This is a genomic window from Methanosarcina sediminis, assembly GCF_052056915.1.
GTDB lineage: Archaea > Halobacteriota > Methanosarcinia > Methanosarcinales > Methanosarcinaceae > MTP4.
The window spans coordinates 174,705-190,654 of the sequence record NZ_CP195119.1 but is presented as its reverse complement, the minus strand read 5'-3'; the positions used below and the strand labels follow the sequence as shown (position 1 = coordinate 190,654).

The following is a 15,950-nucleotide window of genomic DNA, read 5'->3' as shown; positions in this document are numbered from 1 at the left end:
AGAGCCCGGGATTCCAATTGCTTCCAAAAAGCTCCTTGTTATGTTTTTTAGAGAATTATCCCAAAATGCCCAATCAGTAAATACAATTCTCAACAAAGATTCTGAACAGATGTTCGGTTACAATGATAAAAAATCCCGAAGAATATACAACTATACGCTGGATTAAAATCTACAGCGGACAGCAATACGCTGAACAATTAATGTTCCAGAACTACGACCAAACCTTATTTTTGCTGGAAATTCGAAACCTGCGGCAGTTGCCGTTTAATTTAGCGGGAAAGAGACTTCGGATGCGGGAAAAAGCGGAAGGATGGGATTTCCTGGTTGATGAGATCCTTAAAGCCAGGTATTTGCGGGAAGGGGAAAAAAGCTGGGAAGATATCTGCGAGAGGGTTTCAAGGGCAATTGCAACAAATGAGGAAGAATACCGGGAATTCAGGGAACTGATGGTCCGGAAAATCTTTCTCCCAAGTTCGCCCACTCTCATGAATGCGGGCACCGAGCTCGGGCAGCTTGCCGCCTGTTTCGTGGTCCCTGTGGAGGACAGTGTAGAGGATATTTTCGAAGCGATCAAAACCGCGGCCCTAATCCAGAAGACCGGGGGAGGTACCGGGTTTAACTTTTCAAATATACGGCCAAAGGGTTCACCTGCCCTCTGCACTGACGGGGTTGCCAGCGGCCCACTTTCTTTCATGGGGCTCTTCAACGCGGCAACGGACGTGATAAAACAGTTCGGGCGGCGCAGGGGGGCTAATATGGGGATCCTGGACGTGTCCCACGACGATGTTATCTCCTTCATCAGGGCCAAGCGGGTGGAAGGGGACTTTAGCAATTTCAACCTCTCGGTAATGATCCCGGATACCTTTATGGAGCTAATTGAGGCAGGCCGGACAGAAGAGGTCTGGAATGAAAGGACAGGTGTGAAGACAGGGGAAATCTATTCCGAGATCGTAGACGGGATCTGGAAAAACGGGGAGCCGGGCGTCCTTTTTTATGACCGTATAAATAAGGACAACTTCACCCCGGAACTGGGAAGGATCACCGGAACAAACCCCTGTGGGGAAGAGCCGCTCCTTCCCTACGAGTCCTGCAACCTGGGCAGCATCAACCTCTCCCTCTTCGCAGCAGCCGGGATGGTTGACCTGGCTTACCTCAGGGAAGTCACAGCTGCAGCAGTCCGTTTCCTGGATAACGAGATCGATGTAAATGTCTATCCGGTCCCGGAAATCGAGAAAAACACGAAAAGGACCCGGAAGGTGGGGCTCGGGGTGATGGGTTTTCATGACCTGCTTTTGAAGCTGGAGATCCCCTACGATTCCGTCGAAGCCCTGAAACTTGCGGAAAAACTCATGACCTGCATAGACGAAGCCGCAGTTCTCGAATCAAGAAAGCTTGCGGAGAAAAAAGGGCCTTTTCCCGAATGGGAAATATCCACGTGGGAATACCCTATGAGGAATGCCGCCCTTACAGCCATTGCCCCCACTGGCACCATCAGTCTCCTTGCCGGGTGTTCCGCGGGAATCGAGCCCGTATTCAGCTGGGTATACCGGAGGACGCAGACGGTGGGCAAAGAATTCATGCTTGTCCACCCTATTTTCGAAGTCCGTTTCAGGCCCAGACTCCAGAAAGCTGAATATGAAAGGCTCCTCGAGCACGTCTATATTCACGGCACCCTGCAGGACCTTGAGGGGCCTGACTCCGGGTCCGGGAAACCTGTGTCCGGGGAAGAAAAGCGGCTCTTCAGGTCGGCCCTGGACATCGGCTGGAAGACACATATCGATATGCAGGCAGCCTTCCAGCGCCATTGCCACGCAGGGATCTCAAAGACCATCAACATGCCTTATGAAGCGAGCAGGGACGAGATCGGAAAAGCCCTTACCTATGCCTGGAAACAGGGCCTGAAAGGCCTGACCATCTACAGGACGGGGAGCAGGGAAAGGGTGGTGCTCAGCCTGAAAAAACCCGAAAAAGCTTGAATAAACTGAATAAACTGAATAAATTGAATAACCCGAAAAAACCTGAAACCTTCCTCAATCTTCTTCTATTGTTAACCCTCTATCCCCCTAAAATTATATATACACTAATATACTCTATTTATTATAATGTCCGCCTCGTATAAGCACCACTTTGAGCTCCTGGCTGCGTGCATGATTTACGGTACAGTCGGGATCTTCATGGAATTACTCCGGGACATGTCCGTGAGTTCGATTCTTTTCTACCGGCTGCTGTTCGGCCTTATCACCATTTTCGTTTACCTCTCAATTACCGGCAAACTGGGGCAGCTTTCTTTGAAAAAAAGGAAGAAGTACCTCCTTCTCCTGGGGCTCCTTTATGTTTCACAGATGTTTTGCTATTATTCCGCAATCCGTTACCTGGGAGCTTCTTCGGCAGTCCTGCTCCTTTATACGGACCCCATATATCTTACCTTCCTTGCCCCTCTACTGCTCGGGGAAAAGAATACCGGAAGGACAATTCTCGCTCTTTTCCTGGGCCTGGTAGGCGTTTTCTATGTAACGAGGCCTGAAGGCGGTTTCGAACAGCTTGATATCTCGGGTAACTACCTGAAAGGTATACTTTACGGGCTGCTTGGAGGCCTTTTCAGCAGCGGAGTCATCATATCGGTCCGCTTCCTCAGAGATGAGTATAACGGCCTGACCCAGCTCTTCTGGCAGAGTATAATCAGCCTTTTCTTCCTGGCCCCGTTTGCAGTCAAGGTGCCCGGGACAGTGCTTGTTGCAAACCTCCAGGCCCTTGTACTCTTCGGGGTTCTTATTACGGCAACCGCGGCAGTACTCTACATGAGGGGGGTTGCGGGTGTAACCGCTGTTACGGGAAGTATCCTGACCCTGGTAGAACCCGTTTCCTGTATCTTTTTCGACTACACGGTCCTGGGAAGCTCGATACACAGGGGCATGCTGGTAGGCTCCGTTTTTATCCTGGCAGCCGCCCTGGTGGTGAGCCTGGAAAGTTTCGATTCCCTGAAAAAATGGATTTTCGGAGAGAGAAGGCTCTTCGGGGACAGGTGGGCTTTCGAGGCCGAGGCTGAGGAAGAATAAATGTCCGGTTTTCCAAAAACAAGTTTCCAAAATAATATATATAGGCAGTATTAATTCACGGGCATGCTCACACGGGCAGGCTCTTTCAAATCCCAGTCAGAAGTCATAGGCGGCAGCATCATCTACGGTACGCTCGGGATTTTCCTGGACCGGATCCAGGACATGTCCGTGGGGTCCATTCTTTTCTGCAGGCTCTTTTTCGGGCTTTGCATGCTTTTTCTTTACCTGTTCCTGAGCGGGGGCCTGGAAGAACTCCACCTCGGGAGAAACAGAAAATACCTCCTGCTACTTGGCTTTTTGAATACCGTGACCGGTTTGTGCTTCTTTTCGGCTATCAGGTACAGTGGAATTTCCATAGCTATCCTGCTCCTCTACACGGCTCCCGTATATGTTAGCCTGCTGGCCCCCACTATCCTGGGAGAGAAAAGGAATGGTAAAAGTCTGCTGCCTCTCGCTCTTGCGGTTGCCGGGGTGCTGCTGATAGCCCGCCCGGGAGAAGTCCTGAGCAACTTCGGAGCGGACAGCAGTTTTTTCAAGGGCCTGCTATTCGGGATGCTTTCCGGCCTCTCCTTTGGGGCGGTGATCATCACGGTCCGCTACCTCAAAGACGACTATTCGGGAATGGCCCAGACCTTCTGGCTCACAGGCGTAAGCCTGCTCCTGGTGCTGCCTTCCATTGCCTCTACTCCTTTCCCTCTGGTCCTTGAAAACCTGCAGACCCTGGTGCTATTCGGGGTAACCATCACCCTTGCGGCTCTCCTCTACCTGAAAGGGATAGCCGGGATAAGTGCCCAGACCGGAAGCATCCTCGCCCTGATCGAACCGGTCTCAGGAATCTTCTTTGACGTCACGGTCCTGAAAAGCCCTCTTTATATAAGCACGGTTATAGGTTGCTGCTTTATCCTCACGGCCGCCTACCTGGCGGGCAGGAGCAGGGAAGGAGAAGGAAATCTGGAAGAGCTCCTGCCCTGACCTTTTTTACTGTTTTTTCTCTCTTTGTTTCTTCTCTCTTTGTTTCTTTTCTCTTTGTTTCTTTTCTCTTTGTTTCTTCTTCTTCCTCTTCTTCTTCCTCTTCCTCCTTCTCTTTCTCTTCTTTTCTTCCTCTCACTTTTTTCTTCCCACGCCCTGCAAAACCCTATACAAAAACTCTTTACATAAGAAGCCCACTAATTTCAATATAAAAGTTTCAGAAAAAGCGACCGGTATGACAGAAAAAACCCCCATCATTGAACTGAAGAACCTTACCAAAATCTACCAGGACGGGGTAGAGTTCCGGGCCCTTGACGATGCCTGCCTGAGGATAGAAAAAGGGGAATTTGTGGCAATTGTCGGGCCTTCGGGTTCAGGGAAAAGTACCCTGATGCACCTGATAGGCCTTCTGGACACTCCCAGTTCCGGGACCCTTCTGATTGACGAACAGGACGTGACCGAGATGTCAGATAAGGAGCGTTCCGAAATGCGGAACCGGATGCTCGGTTTTATATTCCAGTACCATCACCTGCTCCCGGATTTCACAGCCCTTGAAAATGTGATGATGCCGCTTTTGATCGCCGGAACGGGAAAGAAAGAAGCAAAAGAGGTTGCTGAAAAACTTTTGACAGAAGTTGGCCTGAAAGACCGGATGGACCACAAGCCAGGTGAACTCTCGGGAGGCCAGAACCAGAGGGTTGCAGTTGCCAGGGCTCTTAGCGGCTCTCCGGCTATCGTGCTCGGGGACGAACCCACCGGGAACCTGGATACAAAAACCGGAGACATGATTTATGAATTGCTCAGGAAACTAAACCGGGAACATGACCAGACCTTCATCGTGGTAACGCACAACGAGGACCTGGCCGGAAAAGCCGACAGGATAATCAGGCTTGTAGACGGGAAGATCATAAGCAGCGACTGAAAGTACAGGCTAGCAGTGTTTGAAAGTATAGGCTGGCAGTGTTTGGAAGTACAGGCTAGCAGTGTTTGAAAGTACAGGCTGGCAGTGTTTGAAAGTAGAGCCAGTAACTTAAGATAATCAGCTAAGAAGGACAGATGTCGAGGGTTATTTATGGAATACGCAAAAGGAAGAATAGGCCGGGTCTTTACCGTCAGGATAGATCACGGGGATGACCTGATTCTGGAACTGATTAAACTTGCGGAACTCGAAGAGATCGAGTCGGCTGTATTCGTGCTGCTCGGCGCGCTAAAAGAAGGAAAGCTCGTGACGGGTCCGAAAGAAAACAGGCGCCCTCCAATCCCGACATGGTCCGGTTTTGATGACGTTCATGAGATTCTCGGGATTGGAGATATCTTCCTTGAGGAGGGGAAGCCAAAGGTCCACCTGCATGCCGGGACAGGTCGTGAGGACTCTGTAAAACTCGGCTGTCTCCGGGGTGAAAGTGAGGTTTTTATGGTTGTTGAAGTGTTTATCTTAGAAATTGAAGGGATTGCTGCTGAAAGGGTCATGGATATGGAGCAGGGCTTTGCGCCGGTCAGCTTCGGAAGGAGTCATGACCGGGGATAAAAAAGATCTGAAGCGCTGTCCGGAAGAGGACCCGGTTTAATCAATTTTTTCAATTGATATTTTAATCAATTCAATTTTGCAGCACAACTTCCAGTTCCCTGAGTCTTCTGAGGGCAGTCATTTTTTCCTTATTGTCTTTCAGGAATTCATCTTCGAGCATCTCTACTATTTTTGGGAAGGGTAAAATCAACTGGTAGTATTTGACAGGTCTGCCTTTTCCCTTGCTCTTCTTTTCTGATCTTTCATCCACCCATCCTCTTTCCTTAAGGGGGCGCATGGCTACGCTTACTTCCGGCTGCCTGAGCCCGGAAACAATCTCTATATGAAGCGACCTTAGTTCGCTGCAGTCTTTGAGACATACGATTGCCGTGGCTTCCGTTCGCGGGAGGCCTAGGGTCTGGAGCATATCAATAACTGTATACTCTTTTTCGGTTAAAACAACAGGAGAATCGTCAGTCATCGCAAATGAATAATACTTTCAGGTTTATATAATTTATGTAGATATAATTATTTTTTTAACTTGATTGAATCTGCCCCTGAAAAAAATTTAACCCTCTTCTGCTGAATCCGGTTATGAAAAGTTACGGTCTAAAAAGCCGAGAAAATTCCTCTTTGGAATAAAATGTGTTGAGTTTTCCCGAACCAAAACCTTTAATGCATGTATCTGCAGCTAACTTAGAAGCTCCTTTTTAGGAAGTACTTGCGTAATATAGTTAAAATATAGTTAAAATGTAGTTAAAATATAGCTAAAATTATTTGACAGGAACGTTGATAGAAATTATCCGGGAATAAACTAAAAAACCTCGATAGATCTTGACATTCTTGATAAAGTCCAATGGTATTTTCAACGCTAATCGGTAAAAAATTAAATAACATTTTGGCATTCTTACGGGTAAATTAAAAATCAACGGTTAAGTTGAAGGTCAAGCTTCAAATAACAGGATATATCTATACCTAGGTCAGTTATTAGAAAGGGTGAAATGATGTCGTATATCGGTTTACAGCAGGGTTCTGGAGAGTACAAAATCCAAAAGATACACGCTAGGGAGATTCTGGATTCCAGAGGAAACCCCACCGTCGAAGTTGATGTGTTTACAGATAAGGGGTTCGGAAGGGCAGCTGTTCCTTCGGGTGCTTCCACGGGGACCTACGAAGCTCTTGAAATGCGGGACGGAGACCCGAACAGGTACGGTGGAAAAGGCGTACTTAACGCTGTCAAAAACGTGAACACCGTTATCCAGAAGGAACTGTTGGGGCTTGATGTACGGAACCAGCGGGAAATCGATGAGCTGATGATCGAGCTCGACGAAACGGAAAACAAAGCTAACCTCGGAGCAAATGCGATCCTGGGGGTCTCGATGGCTGTTGCAAAGGCCGCTGCCGATTCCCTTAACATGCCTCTCTACCGCTATTTCGGCGGTTCTAACGCTTTTACCCTGCCTGTCCCTACCATGAACGTACTGAACGGAGGGAAGCACGCAGGTAACGACCTTGCAATCCAGGAATTCATGATCCAGCCCAAGGGCGCCGAAACTTTCTTCGAGGCCATGCAGGTAGGCGCCGAGATCTATCACACCCTCGGGAAAATCCTGGAAAAGAAATACGGTGGCTCCTCGACAAACGTGGGCTATGAAGGCGGATACGCTCCCAGGATGAGCGAGAGCACGGAAGCCCTTGATGCCCTGGTACAGGCAATCGAGGAAGCAGGCTACACCGAAACCGAAGTAACCATCGGGCTTGATTGCGCTGCTTCCGAGTTCTATGCGGACGAGTTCTACACGATTGACGGGAAGAAGCTCGCAGCTCCGGAACTCATGGACTACTACATCGAACTTGTAAACACCTACCCGATTCTCTCCATCGAAGACCCCTTCTACGAGGAATCTTTCGAGGATTTCGAGGCCCTGACCAGTGAACTCTGGGACACGATCATCGTGGGCGACGACCTCTTTGTCACAAACATCGAAAGGCTCTCCAGAGGCGTGGACATGGGAGCGGCAAACGCCCTTCTCCTGAAAGTCAACCAGATCGGAAGCATCTCCGAAGCCTTTGACGCCGCAAGCATGGCAGCCAGGAACGGCTACACCGTGGTTGTAAGCCACCGCTCTGCGGAAACCGAAGACACCACCATCGCGGACCTTGCTGTTGGTATCGGAGCCGAGATGATCAAGACCGGAGCCCCGGCCCGCGGCGAAAGGACCGCAAAATACAACCAGCTCCTCAGGATCGAGGAAGACCTGGGTGAAGTCGCACACTTCGTGCAGCTCTAACACCCCATCTTTTCCTTTTTCCCCTTTTTTCCTTTCTTTTTTCTTTCTAATTCTGTTCTTTGTCTTTTCTTTGTCTTTTATGTTCCCGAATTCATTCGTTGTTCATTCATTGCAATTCGGTGTTGTCCTGATTTTTCATACAAATACATGCTCAGAAACTAATTTATAATCCGCAAGCAAAGAGTTAGGTACAAAAATTAAATGATCAGTTTCCTTAATTATCCCCGGACTCTCGGGGAGAGCCAGGGACTTTGTCCTTTAGGGGCAGGGAGTTTGTCTTCATGTATGAACTGGGTATCGCATTCAGACAGGGGTTTTCAAGGCGGAGGCAGACCATCTTTGCAATTATTGCCGTTGCCCTTGCCGTTGCCGTGATTACGGTAATGATGGCTATGATGTCGGGTTTTCAGGGGGAACTGGTAGAATCGAGCATTGAGAATAACCCGCACATAGTGATCTCCCCGGCAGATGAGGAAGAGGAGTTCATACACCTCTACAGGCATACTTCCACACGAATCATGGAAAAAGAAGGTGTCGTAGCCGTTTCCCCCAAGTACCTTGGTCAGGCGGCGCTGGAGTTCCGGGACAATGCCGAAGGTGTTTCCCTTGAGGGTGTGGAACCCCTGGCAGAAGATGCGGTCATGCGGGTAAGCAAGGACGTCATTGACGGGGATTTTTTTGCCCTTGTGCACAGCAGGCAGGGGATCATACTCGGGGACAAACTTGCGGAAAACCTCGAAGTTAAGGTAGGAGACCGGGTAGATGCTGTTTTTCCGGACTCAAAGACAAGCTCTTTCAAAGTGGTAGGGCTTACCCATACGGGCACCGCAGCCGATGAGGTTACGGCTTACGCAAGGCTTGATTCCGTGCAGGATTTCTACAACGAGCCCGGAGTCGTGAGCACCATAGGGGTGAGGGTGCAAGACCCCTACCAGGCAGAGACAATAGCAGCCTCAATCGAGGAAGAAACGGGCCTGGACGCTGTAAGCTGGCGCGAGGCGAACGCCGATATCCTGGACCTCCTTGAAACCCAGCAGGCTTTCATATATATCTTCTATGCGCTGATCTACGGGATTGCTGGTTTCGGGATTGCCAATACCCTGATCACCGTTGTAGCCCAGCGGACCCCGGAGATCGGGATCCTGAAAGCCATGGGAGCCTCCCGGCGGAGCATCACCATTGTTTTCCTTATCCAGTCCGCACTCCTTGGCGCCATTGGCCTGGTGCTGGGCACGGTCCTGGGCTATGCGGCAACCGTTTTTCTCCAGAACTATAAGATCGAGGTCCCCCAGGAGATGTATTTCGGGCTGCAGACCCTCCCTCTCGAGGTCGAACCCCTTAACTTCGTCTATGCCGCGATTTTCGCCTTCGTGATCAACCTGATTGCCGGGGTTTACCCTGCCAGAAAAGCTGCAAAACTCGACGCTGTAACCGCAATCGAAAGCGCCTGAACTTCAGGTGGCCTTTTTAGCTTAAGCCTTTCAGCCTAAATCTTTCAGCTTAAATCTTTCAGCCTTTTGGCCTTATTTTCAAACAACTCCGATCATTTTCAGCCCGATGTAAATCATAAGGACAACGAAGAGGTGTTTCAGGTACTCGGGATTGACAACATGGGCAATCTGAGCTCCTTTCCTTGCCGCAAGGATCCCCGGCCCTGCCAGCAGGACCCAGTTCAGGAGGTTGACGTAGCCCAGGGAGTAAGGCGGAAGCCCGGGTTGTCCCCAACCGTTAATTATGTACCCGATTGTCCCTCCCACGGACGTAAAGATCATTACGGCAGCCGAGGTCCCGATTGCTTCTCGCATCCCGAAGTGCAGGAGAACGAGCATGATAGGAAGACCTATCACCCCTCCCCCGATTCCTACAAGCCCGGAAAAGAAGCCAATGAGAATACCGGCACCTGCGTAAAGGAGAACGCTGGAACTTACTTCCCGCTCTTCAGTGGGTACCGCAGGAGTCCTGTACGTTTTCAGTGCTCCGATGATGATAGTTACCCCAAAAATCTTGCTCAGGACCTCTGCCGGCAGGACCGCTGCCACGGCTGCCCCCCCGAAACTAGCGGCCAGGCCGAAAATCCCGATCAGGACAGCAGGCTTCCAGAGCACGGCCAGGTTTCGCTGGTGCTTCAACACCCCACTTATGGCATTTGGCAGGATTACAAAAAGGCTTGTCCCAAAAGCGATCCGGATCGCCAGGTCAGGAGAAATCCCTTCCACCTGCAGGACCCAAAACTGGACCGGGGACATGATAAAACCCCCACCCACACCCAGGAGGCCCGAGATCAGGCCCGTAAAAGCGCCTGTGAAAAGGAGGATTATGAGGTAGAGGGGATCTATAGGGGTCATCTCCAGAATTAACGTTTCCGGGGTTTATGGTTCTTGGGTCTAAATTCGGAATTAAAATCAGGAATTGAGTTTGGCTTTGAGTTTGGAATTCGAGTTTGGAATTCGAGTTTGGAATCAATCGTTCTTTTCGGGGATATTCTGTTCCTCCGGGGAACACACTTCAGGCATACAGGTTTCCGTATCTTCCGCATCCGAAATCGGTTTGTGGAAATCAACGACTTCGAACTTGAAATATATGCCGTTACTGCTTGAGGTAATATGGAAAAATCCGGTACTTGCAGAAAAATTGTATTTATAAGGGTATCCCATGCGGATACAAAGTGCCTGCCACTGTTAAATAATTTCCCCTTTCCTCTGGCAAATGGGAATTCTCTCACAGGAACTGTTTCCCGAATTGCTGAATTCCTCAAGAACTTCTCCGGAGTTCGTGGATCTGCATAAAACGTTCCGAAACGATTTCTTCAAGGCTTTCTGTGTCGTTTTCCTCCTCTTTCCCGGATTCCTGCACGGATTCCTGAGTTCCGATCCCGAAAACGTTCATCTTCCGGATAGCCCGGTTGAGGTGAAGCGCCCTGTATATAAGTTCGGGGTTCATAACCTTTGCAAGGGCTGTGTATTCCTTTTCCCTGAAGAGCAGTTCCGGATTTTCCTGAAGAGCCTGAAGAGCCTCAGGGCCCTGTATGGGTGCTGTTTTATTCCGGTAGCAGTAGAGAAGTTTCGGGGCATTGTGAGGAGTCCCGTACAGCGTTTTTCTGATGTGTTCGCTGACGGCTTCGTAAGATTCAGCCTCGGCCCAGAACTCGAAAATGAGAGGAGATGCCTCCGGGTAGTTCAGGTAGAGAGGAGCTTTCCCTGCTTCATCCGGGATTAGTTCCATGAGTGCATTTTTGAGTTCTTCCTGTTCACTGGCTGGCGTACCGGTCTGAGAACCTTTTTCCTGGAGCTTTTCGTATGTCTGCAGGGCGAAAGAAAGTAATTCTTCCTGTCCGCCCAGCTCTTTAATTTTGGGCTGTTCTTCAGGCAGCAAAGCCTGCAACAGTTCTCTTAGCTTTGCGAATTCAGGAAGGTCTGTAAATTCGGGGGCATCTGACATTGATGTTTCTCCGGTTTTTCAGCAGAATTTCATTAGGATTTTATCAGAAATTTCTTTTTTTGATGCGATTCCGGCTTTTTCTTATAAATCCTTTTTTGTGAACCCTGTAATTTTTTCGTAACTAACCCTAAAAACCTCAAATCCGATTCTCAAAATAAGGACCGAGCTTTGCGGGGCTTACCAGACCCCGGATAACAGTCTAAGGTCGTAAAAATTTAAATTATTCCTTCGATATATTTCAACTGCGCAACTTTTTAAAGGATTGGGTAGGAATTTAATAGAAACTTATGAATTTATTTGTAAAACTGTTTTTAAATTTATTATTTTTCAATAAAAGTGAGGAGCTTCTAGGTAGATACTAAACCATAAGTGAGTTTCCGGGAAATGAACAGGATGACCAGAAAATTCAGAGCAATTTCATGTACACTTGCATTTGCGACAATGTTAGTTCTGGCGCTTAGCATAACAACGATTGCGGCTGCAGAAACAATAACCGTGGATAACAATATAGGTTCGAGTGCGGACTATACATCCATTCAGGCGGCTGTGAACGGTGCACACAAAGGGGATACTATTCTTGTTTACCCGGGGATTTATAAGGAAAATGTAAATGTGAATGTGGAAAATCTAAGCATTCGATCTTTTTCCGGGAACCCGGAAGATACTATTGTAAAAACTGTTAGTTCATATTATCATGTTTTCAATGTGAGTGTGGATTATGTTGAAATCAATGGGTTTACCATAAGAGGTGCTTCAAATGATGGTAGAGCAGGAGTCTATCTTCATAATGTTTCAGGAGTTAACATAAGCGATAATATATTATTGAACAATCTAAATGGTATTTATCTATCTTCTTCCAACAATAATGTTTTGATTCATAATAAGGCAAACTCTAACTATTATGGCATTTCTTTAGCTGATTCTAAAAATAATTCTCTGGCCTTTAACATAGCACTTGCAAATAATGACGGAATCACTCTACGTGCTTCCAGTGATAACAATGATTTGGTTGGTAACTTGGCGAGTTCAAACAGAAGGATTGGTGTAGATTTGGATTCTTCCAGCAATAACATTCTTGTAAGTAACGAAGCCACTTCAAACAGTTTAGGTATTGCTCTGAGGTATTCCAGCAAAAACAACCTCACCTGTAATCTCATGTGGAATAACACTTGCAATTTCATGGTAGATCATGGCTTGCTGAACACCAATATTGTTGATACAAGTAATCTTGTAAATAAAAAACCAATTTATTATATTGTAAATGATTCTGAAGTTAAACTCAATTCTTCCTCAAATGCAGGAACAGTTTATCTGATTAACTGCAAAAACGTATCTATTCAGAACCTATGGCTTGAAAAAAATGGTTATGGAATTTGTCTTTATAATACAACAAATTCGTCTGTGAAAAACAATACTGTATGCAACAATGTTTTTGGTATAGCTCTTATTGATTCTAAAAACAGCACTCTTAACGGTAATTATGCAATTGAAAATAGCTACCGTGGTATCGTTCTGGACCATTCTGTAAAAAATAACCTGACTCAAAATTACATAACCGAGGGTGCATTTAGCGGTTTATATATAGATCATTCCAGTAATTGCATTCTCACCCGTAATCTCATGTGGAATAATACACATAATTTCATAGCATTTGGTAATTACTTAGACACGAATTTAATTGACACAAGCAATCTCGTGGACGAAAAACCAATTTATTATTTCGTAGATGAGGTTGACATTATACTCAATTCCTCTTCAAATGCAGGGACAGTATATCTTATCAACTGTGAAAATGCTTCTATTAAAGATCTGCTACTTGAAATGAATGGATATGGCATATGTCTTTACAACACTAGAAATTCAGAGTTGAAAAACGTCACCGCATTAAACAATTCACTGGGTATTAATTTGGAGTATTCCAGCAAAAATAACCTGACTGGGAATTTTGTTAAATCAAACACTCATGGAATCTTCCTATTTTCTTCCAGTATCAACAATTTGAATGGAAATAACGCAACCGAAAACAAGGCTGCAGGTATCTTTCTGAGTCACTCTGGTTACAACAATCTGAGTGGAAATAAAATTACAAAAAATAAATTCGCAGGTGTCCACATTTGGAATTCGTTCAATAGCTGCCTTACAGAAAACACATTGATTTCAAATCGCAACGGACTTTATCTATCTGGTTCCAGTGGAAACACAATTTATAACAATTACTTCAACAGCACAAATCACATAGGTTCAGAAAGAACAAACTCTGGTAATTCTTGGAACACGACAAAAAAATATTGTAGAAACATTGTCGATGGAAACTTCCTAGGTGGAAACTATTGGGCAAAGCCTGATGGAAGTGGCTTTAGCCAGACGCATGAGGATGCCAATTTGGATGGCATCTGTGATGAATTCTATGACCTAGGCGGAGGAGTTATTGATTATCTGCCCCTTAAGGTACCTGAACCGATAACCCCTGATGGAAACTTCAGTTCGAATGTCACGGAAGGTTATGCTCCTCTTTCGATTCTTTTCGTCGACCTTTCTGAAAATGCATCTGATCGAGTGTGGGATTTCGAAAATGATGGAAAGGTGGATTCAACTAGCGAAACTGTAGTTCACTCTTATGTCGAATCTGGAACGTATACAGTTAACTTCACTGCAATCAATGGTTTTGGTATTGATTCAAAGCTTGTTAACATAACCGTCCTAAAAGAAGATTCTGGAAAAAATGATGTTGGCAACAAAGGCAGCAGTAGCAGCAGTGGAGGCGGAGGGGGCGGTTCCCCGGAACCTGCAAGCAACGTTGAAAGCAAGGAGCTCTCCCAGGCATTCGTTACCAACGGAAACCACGTGAAGTTTGAGTTTACAAGGAATGCGACGTGCGTCAGATGCGTTGAATTCGATGCAAAGAGGACTTTCGGGAAAACAACAACCATCGTCGAGATGCTGAAAGGAAAATCAAAGATTGTTCCGGAGCTGCCTCCAAGAGTCGTTTACAAAAACGTAAACATCTGGGTCGGAAACGAGGGATTGGGAACCCCTGAAAACATTGAAAATGCGCTTATCGGTTTCAAGGTTGAGAAAAGCTGGATCATGGAAAACGGTATAGATCTGCATGCAGTAACTCTTTACAGGTACCATGATGGAGTCTGGAATGCGCTTCCGACAGTGATGGCAGACGAAGATGATGAGTACTTCTATTTCACTGCCGAAACTCCGGGCTTTTCCCCGTTTGCAATTGCAGGTGAAGGTAAAGCAGTTGCTATAAGCCCGGAAGGTGGGCTGGAAGCTGAAAATGTAGAAAAAGGCTCGAAGGATAGTGAAGTCTCTGCTCCTGCAGAACAGAAAGAAAAGAAAAGCCCTGGCTTTACGGCTCTGTTTGCAATCTCTGGAATTCTTTCAGGGATGTATCTCCTGAAAATGAGAAAAGATCAGAACTAAGATCAAACCAATGGTTGAAGGGCCTGCAACCCTTTACCCTTATTTTAACTATATAAAAAAATATGTCCATGAAGAATATTCTAAAAAACCAAATCAACCATTTGTGATTTAAAATACGTGAACGGCGGATACTTTAAAATATAGCCAGACACTGGTTCCTATAGAAATATTGAGTTCCTTAAGGGATTCGCGAGTTATAAAAACAGTGAATAATTCGCCGGTGTCTACTGATAGTTTTATAAGCGATCCGGTGTCAATTATTTCAGTAACTTTGCCCGGAATCGTATTTCTGGCACTGGTCAGCATCTTTTCTTTGGATACTGTTATCTCGTCTGGGCGTACGGTAAAATTAACTCTACCTTTTTTTTCTGTTAAAGTAAATACGGTTATCGAATCGGTTTTAATTTTTACCAGACCATCCGAAACATTCTCAATTTCACCGCTCATTACATTTTCGATACCAACAAAATCAGCTACAAACCTGTTTTTCGGTTTTCTAAATATCCTGTCAGGCGTTCCGGATTGCAAAATCTCGCCATTGTAAAGTATTATCATCTCATCCGCAAGCTTTTGACCCTGTAAAAGGTCATGAGTGGTCATTAGAATGGTTGTTTCGGATTCACGGTTAATTTTTATGATCAACTCCTCCAGTTTCTTTTTAGATATAGGGTCAAGGTTTGCAGTCGGTTCATCCAGTAATAGTAATTTGGGATCCGTAATCATTGCCCGTGCGAGTGCAAGCCTCTGGGTTTCTCCGCCCGATAATTTAAGCGCATTTCTATTTTCGTAATTAGGAAGACCAATCAAGTCAAGGATTTCTTTAATCCTCTCATCCATATTCTCTTTTCTTCCCCTGATTTTCAAACCGTAGGCAATATTATCATAAACGCTGGCCTTAAAAGCAAGGGGCTTTTGAAAAACCATTCCGATTTGCCTTCTTACATTCAAGCGGGTATTGCCGGATTCATTAGCATCCTTACCTTCGAAATATATAGTTCCGGAAGACGGTTTTTCCAGTAAGTCAATTAATCTGAGCATAACAGTTTTTCCAGATCCCGTTGGTCCGACAAGAGCAGTGCTGGTTCCCCTTTCTATTCGCGCGTTAATATCCTTGAGGACCTGGAGATTTCCATAATTTTTGTAAACTTCCTCCAGTTCTACTATATGCATCGTTGTACCTGACTAACTGTTTATTTCGTTAACCTGACTTACTGTTTATTTCATTAACCTGACTTACTGTTAATTCATTAAGAC

13 protein-coding genes are annotated in these 15,950 nt (G+C 46.3%); 8 read left to right on the top strand and 5 right to left on the bottom strand.

Going from position 1 to position 15,950, the window contains the following annotated elements; translation table 11 throughout:
- Positions 1–122: 122 nt before the first annotated feature.
- From ACSAZK_RS00790 to ACSAZK_RS00770, 5 genes are all read left to right on the top strand, one after another.
- On the top strand, positions 123–1,976 hold the full coding sequence (locus ACSAZK_RS00790) for an adenosylcobalamin-dependent ribonucleoside-diphosphate reductase (RefSeq protein WP_440955545.1): 1,854 nt from the start codon (positions 123–125) through the stop codon (positions 1,974–1,976).
- A 126-nt stretch (positions 1,977–2,102) separates the two neighbouring features.
- The gene (locus ACSAZK_RS00785) at positions 2,103–3,056 is read left to right on the top strand and encodes a DMT family transporter (protein WP_440955544.1); all 954 of its coding nucleotides are present in this window, start codon (positions 2,103–2,105) and stop codon (positions 3,054–3,056) included.
- A gap of 63 nt (positions 3,057–3,119) precedes the next feature.
- Positions 3,120–4,028, top strand: a complete 909-nt coding sequence (locus ACSAZK_RS00780) for a DMT family transporter (protein ID WP_440955543.1) — start codon at positions 3,120–3,122, stop codon at positions 4,026–4,028.
- A gap of 232 nt (positions 4,029–4,260) precedes the next feature.
- The gene (locus ACSAZK_RS00775; protein ID WP_440955542.1) at positions 4,261–4,947 is read left to right on the top strand and encodes an ABC transporter ATP-binding protein; all 687 of its coding nucleotides are present in this window, start codon (positions 4,261–4,263) and stop codon (positions 4,945–4,947) included.
- Between the two features lie 150 nt (positions 4,948–5,097).
- Positions 5,098–5,553: a PPC domain-containing DNA-binding protein gene (locus ACSAZK_RS00770; RefSeq protein WP_440955541.1), complete on the top strand. Its 456-nt coding sequence runs from the start codon at positions 5,098–5,100 to the stop codon at positions 5,551–5,553.
- A 70-nt stretch (positions 5,554–5,623) separates the two neighbouring features.
- Here the strand turns inward: ACSAZK_RS00770 and ACSAZK_RS00765 are convergent, their stop codons facing one another.
- Entirely contained in the window at positions 5,624–6,013 is a 390-nt protein-coding gene (locus ACSAZK_RS00765; RefSeq protein WP_440955540.1) for a transcriptional regulator, read from the bottom strand.
- Between the two features lie 523 nt (positions 6,014–6,536).
- Between ACSAZK_RS00765 and eno the strand changes: the two genes are divergently transcribed.
- Together eno and ACSAZK_RS00755 are read left to right on the top strand one after the other, a co-directional pair.
- Positions 6,537–7,823, top strand: coding sequence for a phosphopyruvate hydratase (gene eno / locus ACSAZK_RS00760; protein ID WP_440957069.1), 1,287 nt, complete (start codon positions 6,537–6,539; stop codon positions 7,821–7,823).
- A 281-nt stretch (positions 7,824–8,104) separates the two neighbouring features.
- Positions 8,105–9,274, top strand: coding sequence for an ABC transporter permease (locus ACSAZK_RS00755; protein WP_440955539.1), 1,170 nt, complete (start codon positions 8,105–8,107; stop codon positions 9,272–9,274).
- Between the two features lie 78 nt (positions 9,275–9,352).
- Here the strand turns inward: ACSAZK_RS00755 and ACSAZK_RS00750 are convergent, their stop codons facing one another.
- The 3 genes from ACSAZK_RS00750 to ACSAZK_RS00740 form a co-directional block, all read right to left on the bottom strand.
- On the bottom strand, positions 9,353–10,168 hold the full coding sequence (locus ACSAZK_RS00750; RefSeq protein WP_440955538.1) for a sulfite exporter TauE/SafE family protein: 816 nt from the start codon (positions 10,166–10,168) through the stop codon (positions 9,353–9,355).
- 114 nt (positions 10,169–10,282) lie between these two features.
- Positions 10,283–10,477 carry a hypothetical protein gene (locus tag ACSAZK_RS00745; protein WP_440955537.1) on the bottom strand — a complete coding sequence of 65 codons (195 nt, stop codon included), beginning with the start codon at positions 10,475–10,477 and terminating at the stop codon, positions 10,283–10,285.
- A gap of 97 nt (positions 10,478–10,574) precedes the next feature.
- Complete coding sequence (locus ACSAZK_RS00740; RefSeq protein WP_440955536.1) at positions 10,575–11,261, bottom strand: hypothetical protein; 687 nt, start codon at positions 11,259–11,261, stop codon at positions 10,575–10,577.
- A gap of 384 nt (positions 11,262–11,645) precedes the next feature.
- Here ACSAZK_RS00740 and ACSAZK_RS00735 point away from each other — a divergent pair, with 384 nt between their 5' ends.
- Positions 11,646–14,696 carry a NosD domain-containing protein gene (locus ACSAZK_RS00735; RefSeq protein ID WP_440955535.1) on the top strand — a complete coding sequence of 1,017 codons (3,051 nt, stop codon included), beginning with the start codon at positions 11,646–11,648 and terminating at the stop codon, positions 14,694–14,696.
- A 108-nt stretch (positions 14,697–14,804) separates the two neighbouring features.
- Here the strand turns inward: ACSAZK_RS00735 and ACSAZK_RS00730 are convergent, their stop codons facing one another.
- Positions 14,805–15,866 (bottom strand): ABC transporter ATP-binding protein, encoded by a 1,062-nt coding sequence (locus ACSAZK_RS00730; RefSeq protein WP_440955534.1) that lies wholly within the window; start codon positions 15,864–15,866, stop codon positions 14,805–14,807.
- Positions 15,867–15,950 lie beyond the last annotated feature (84 nt).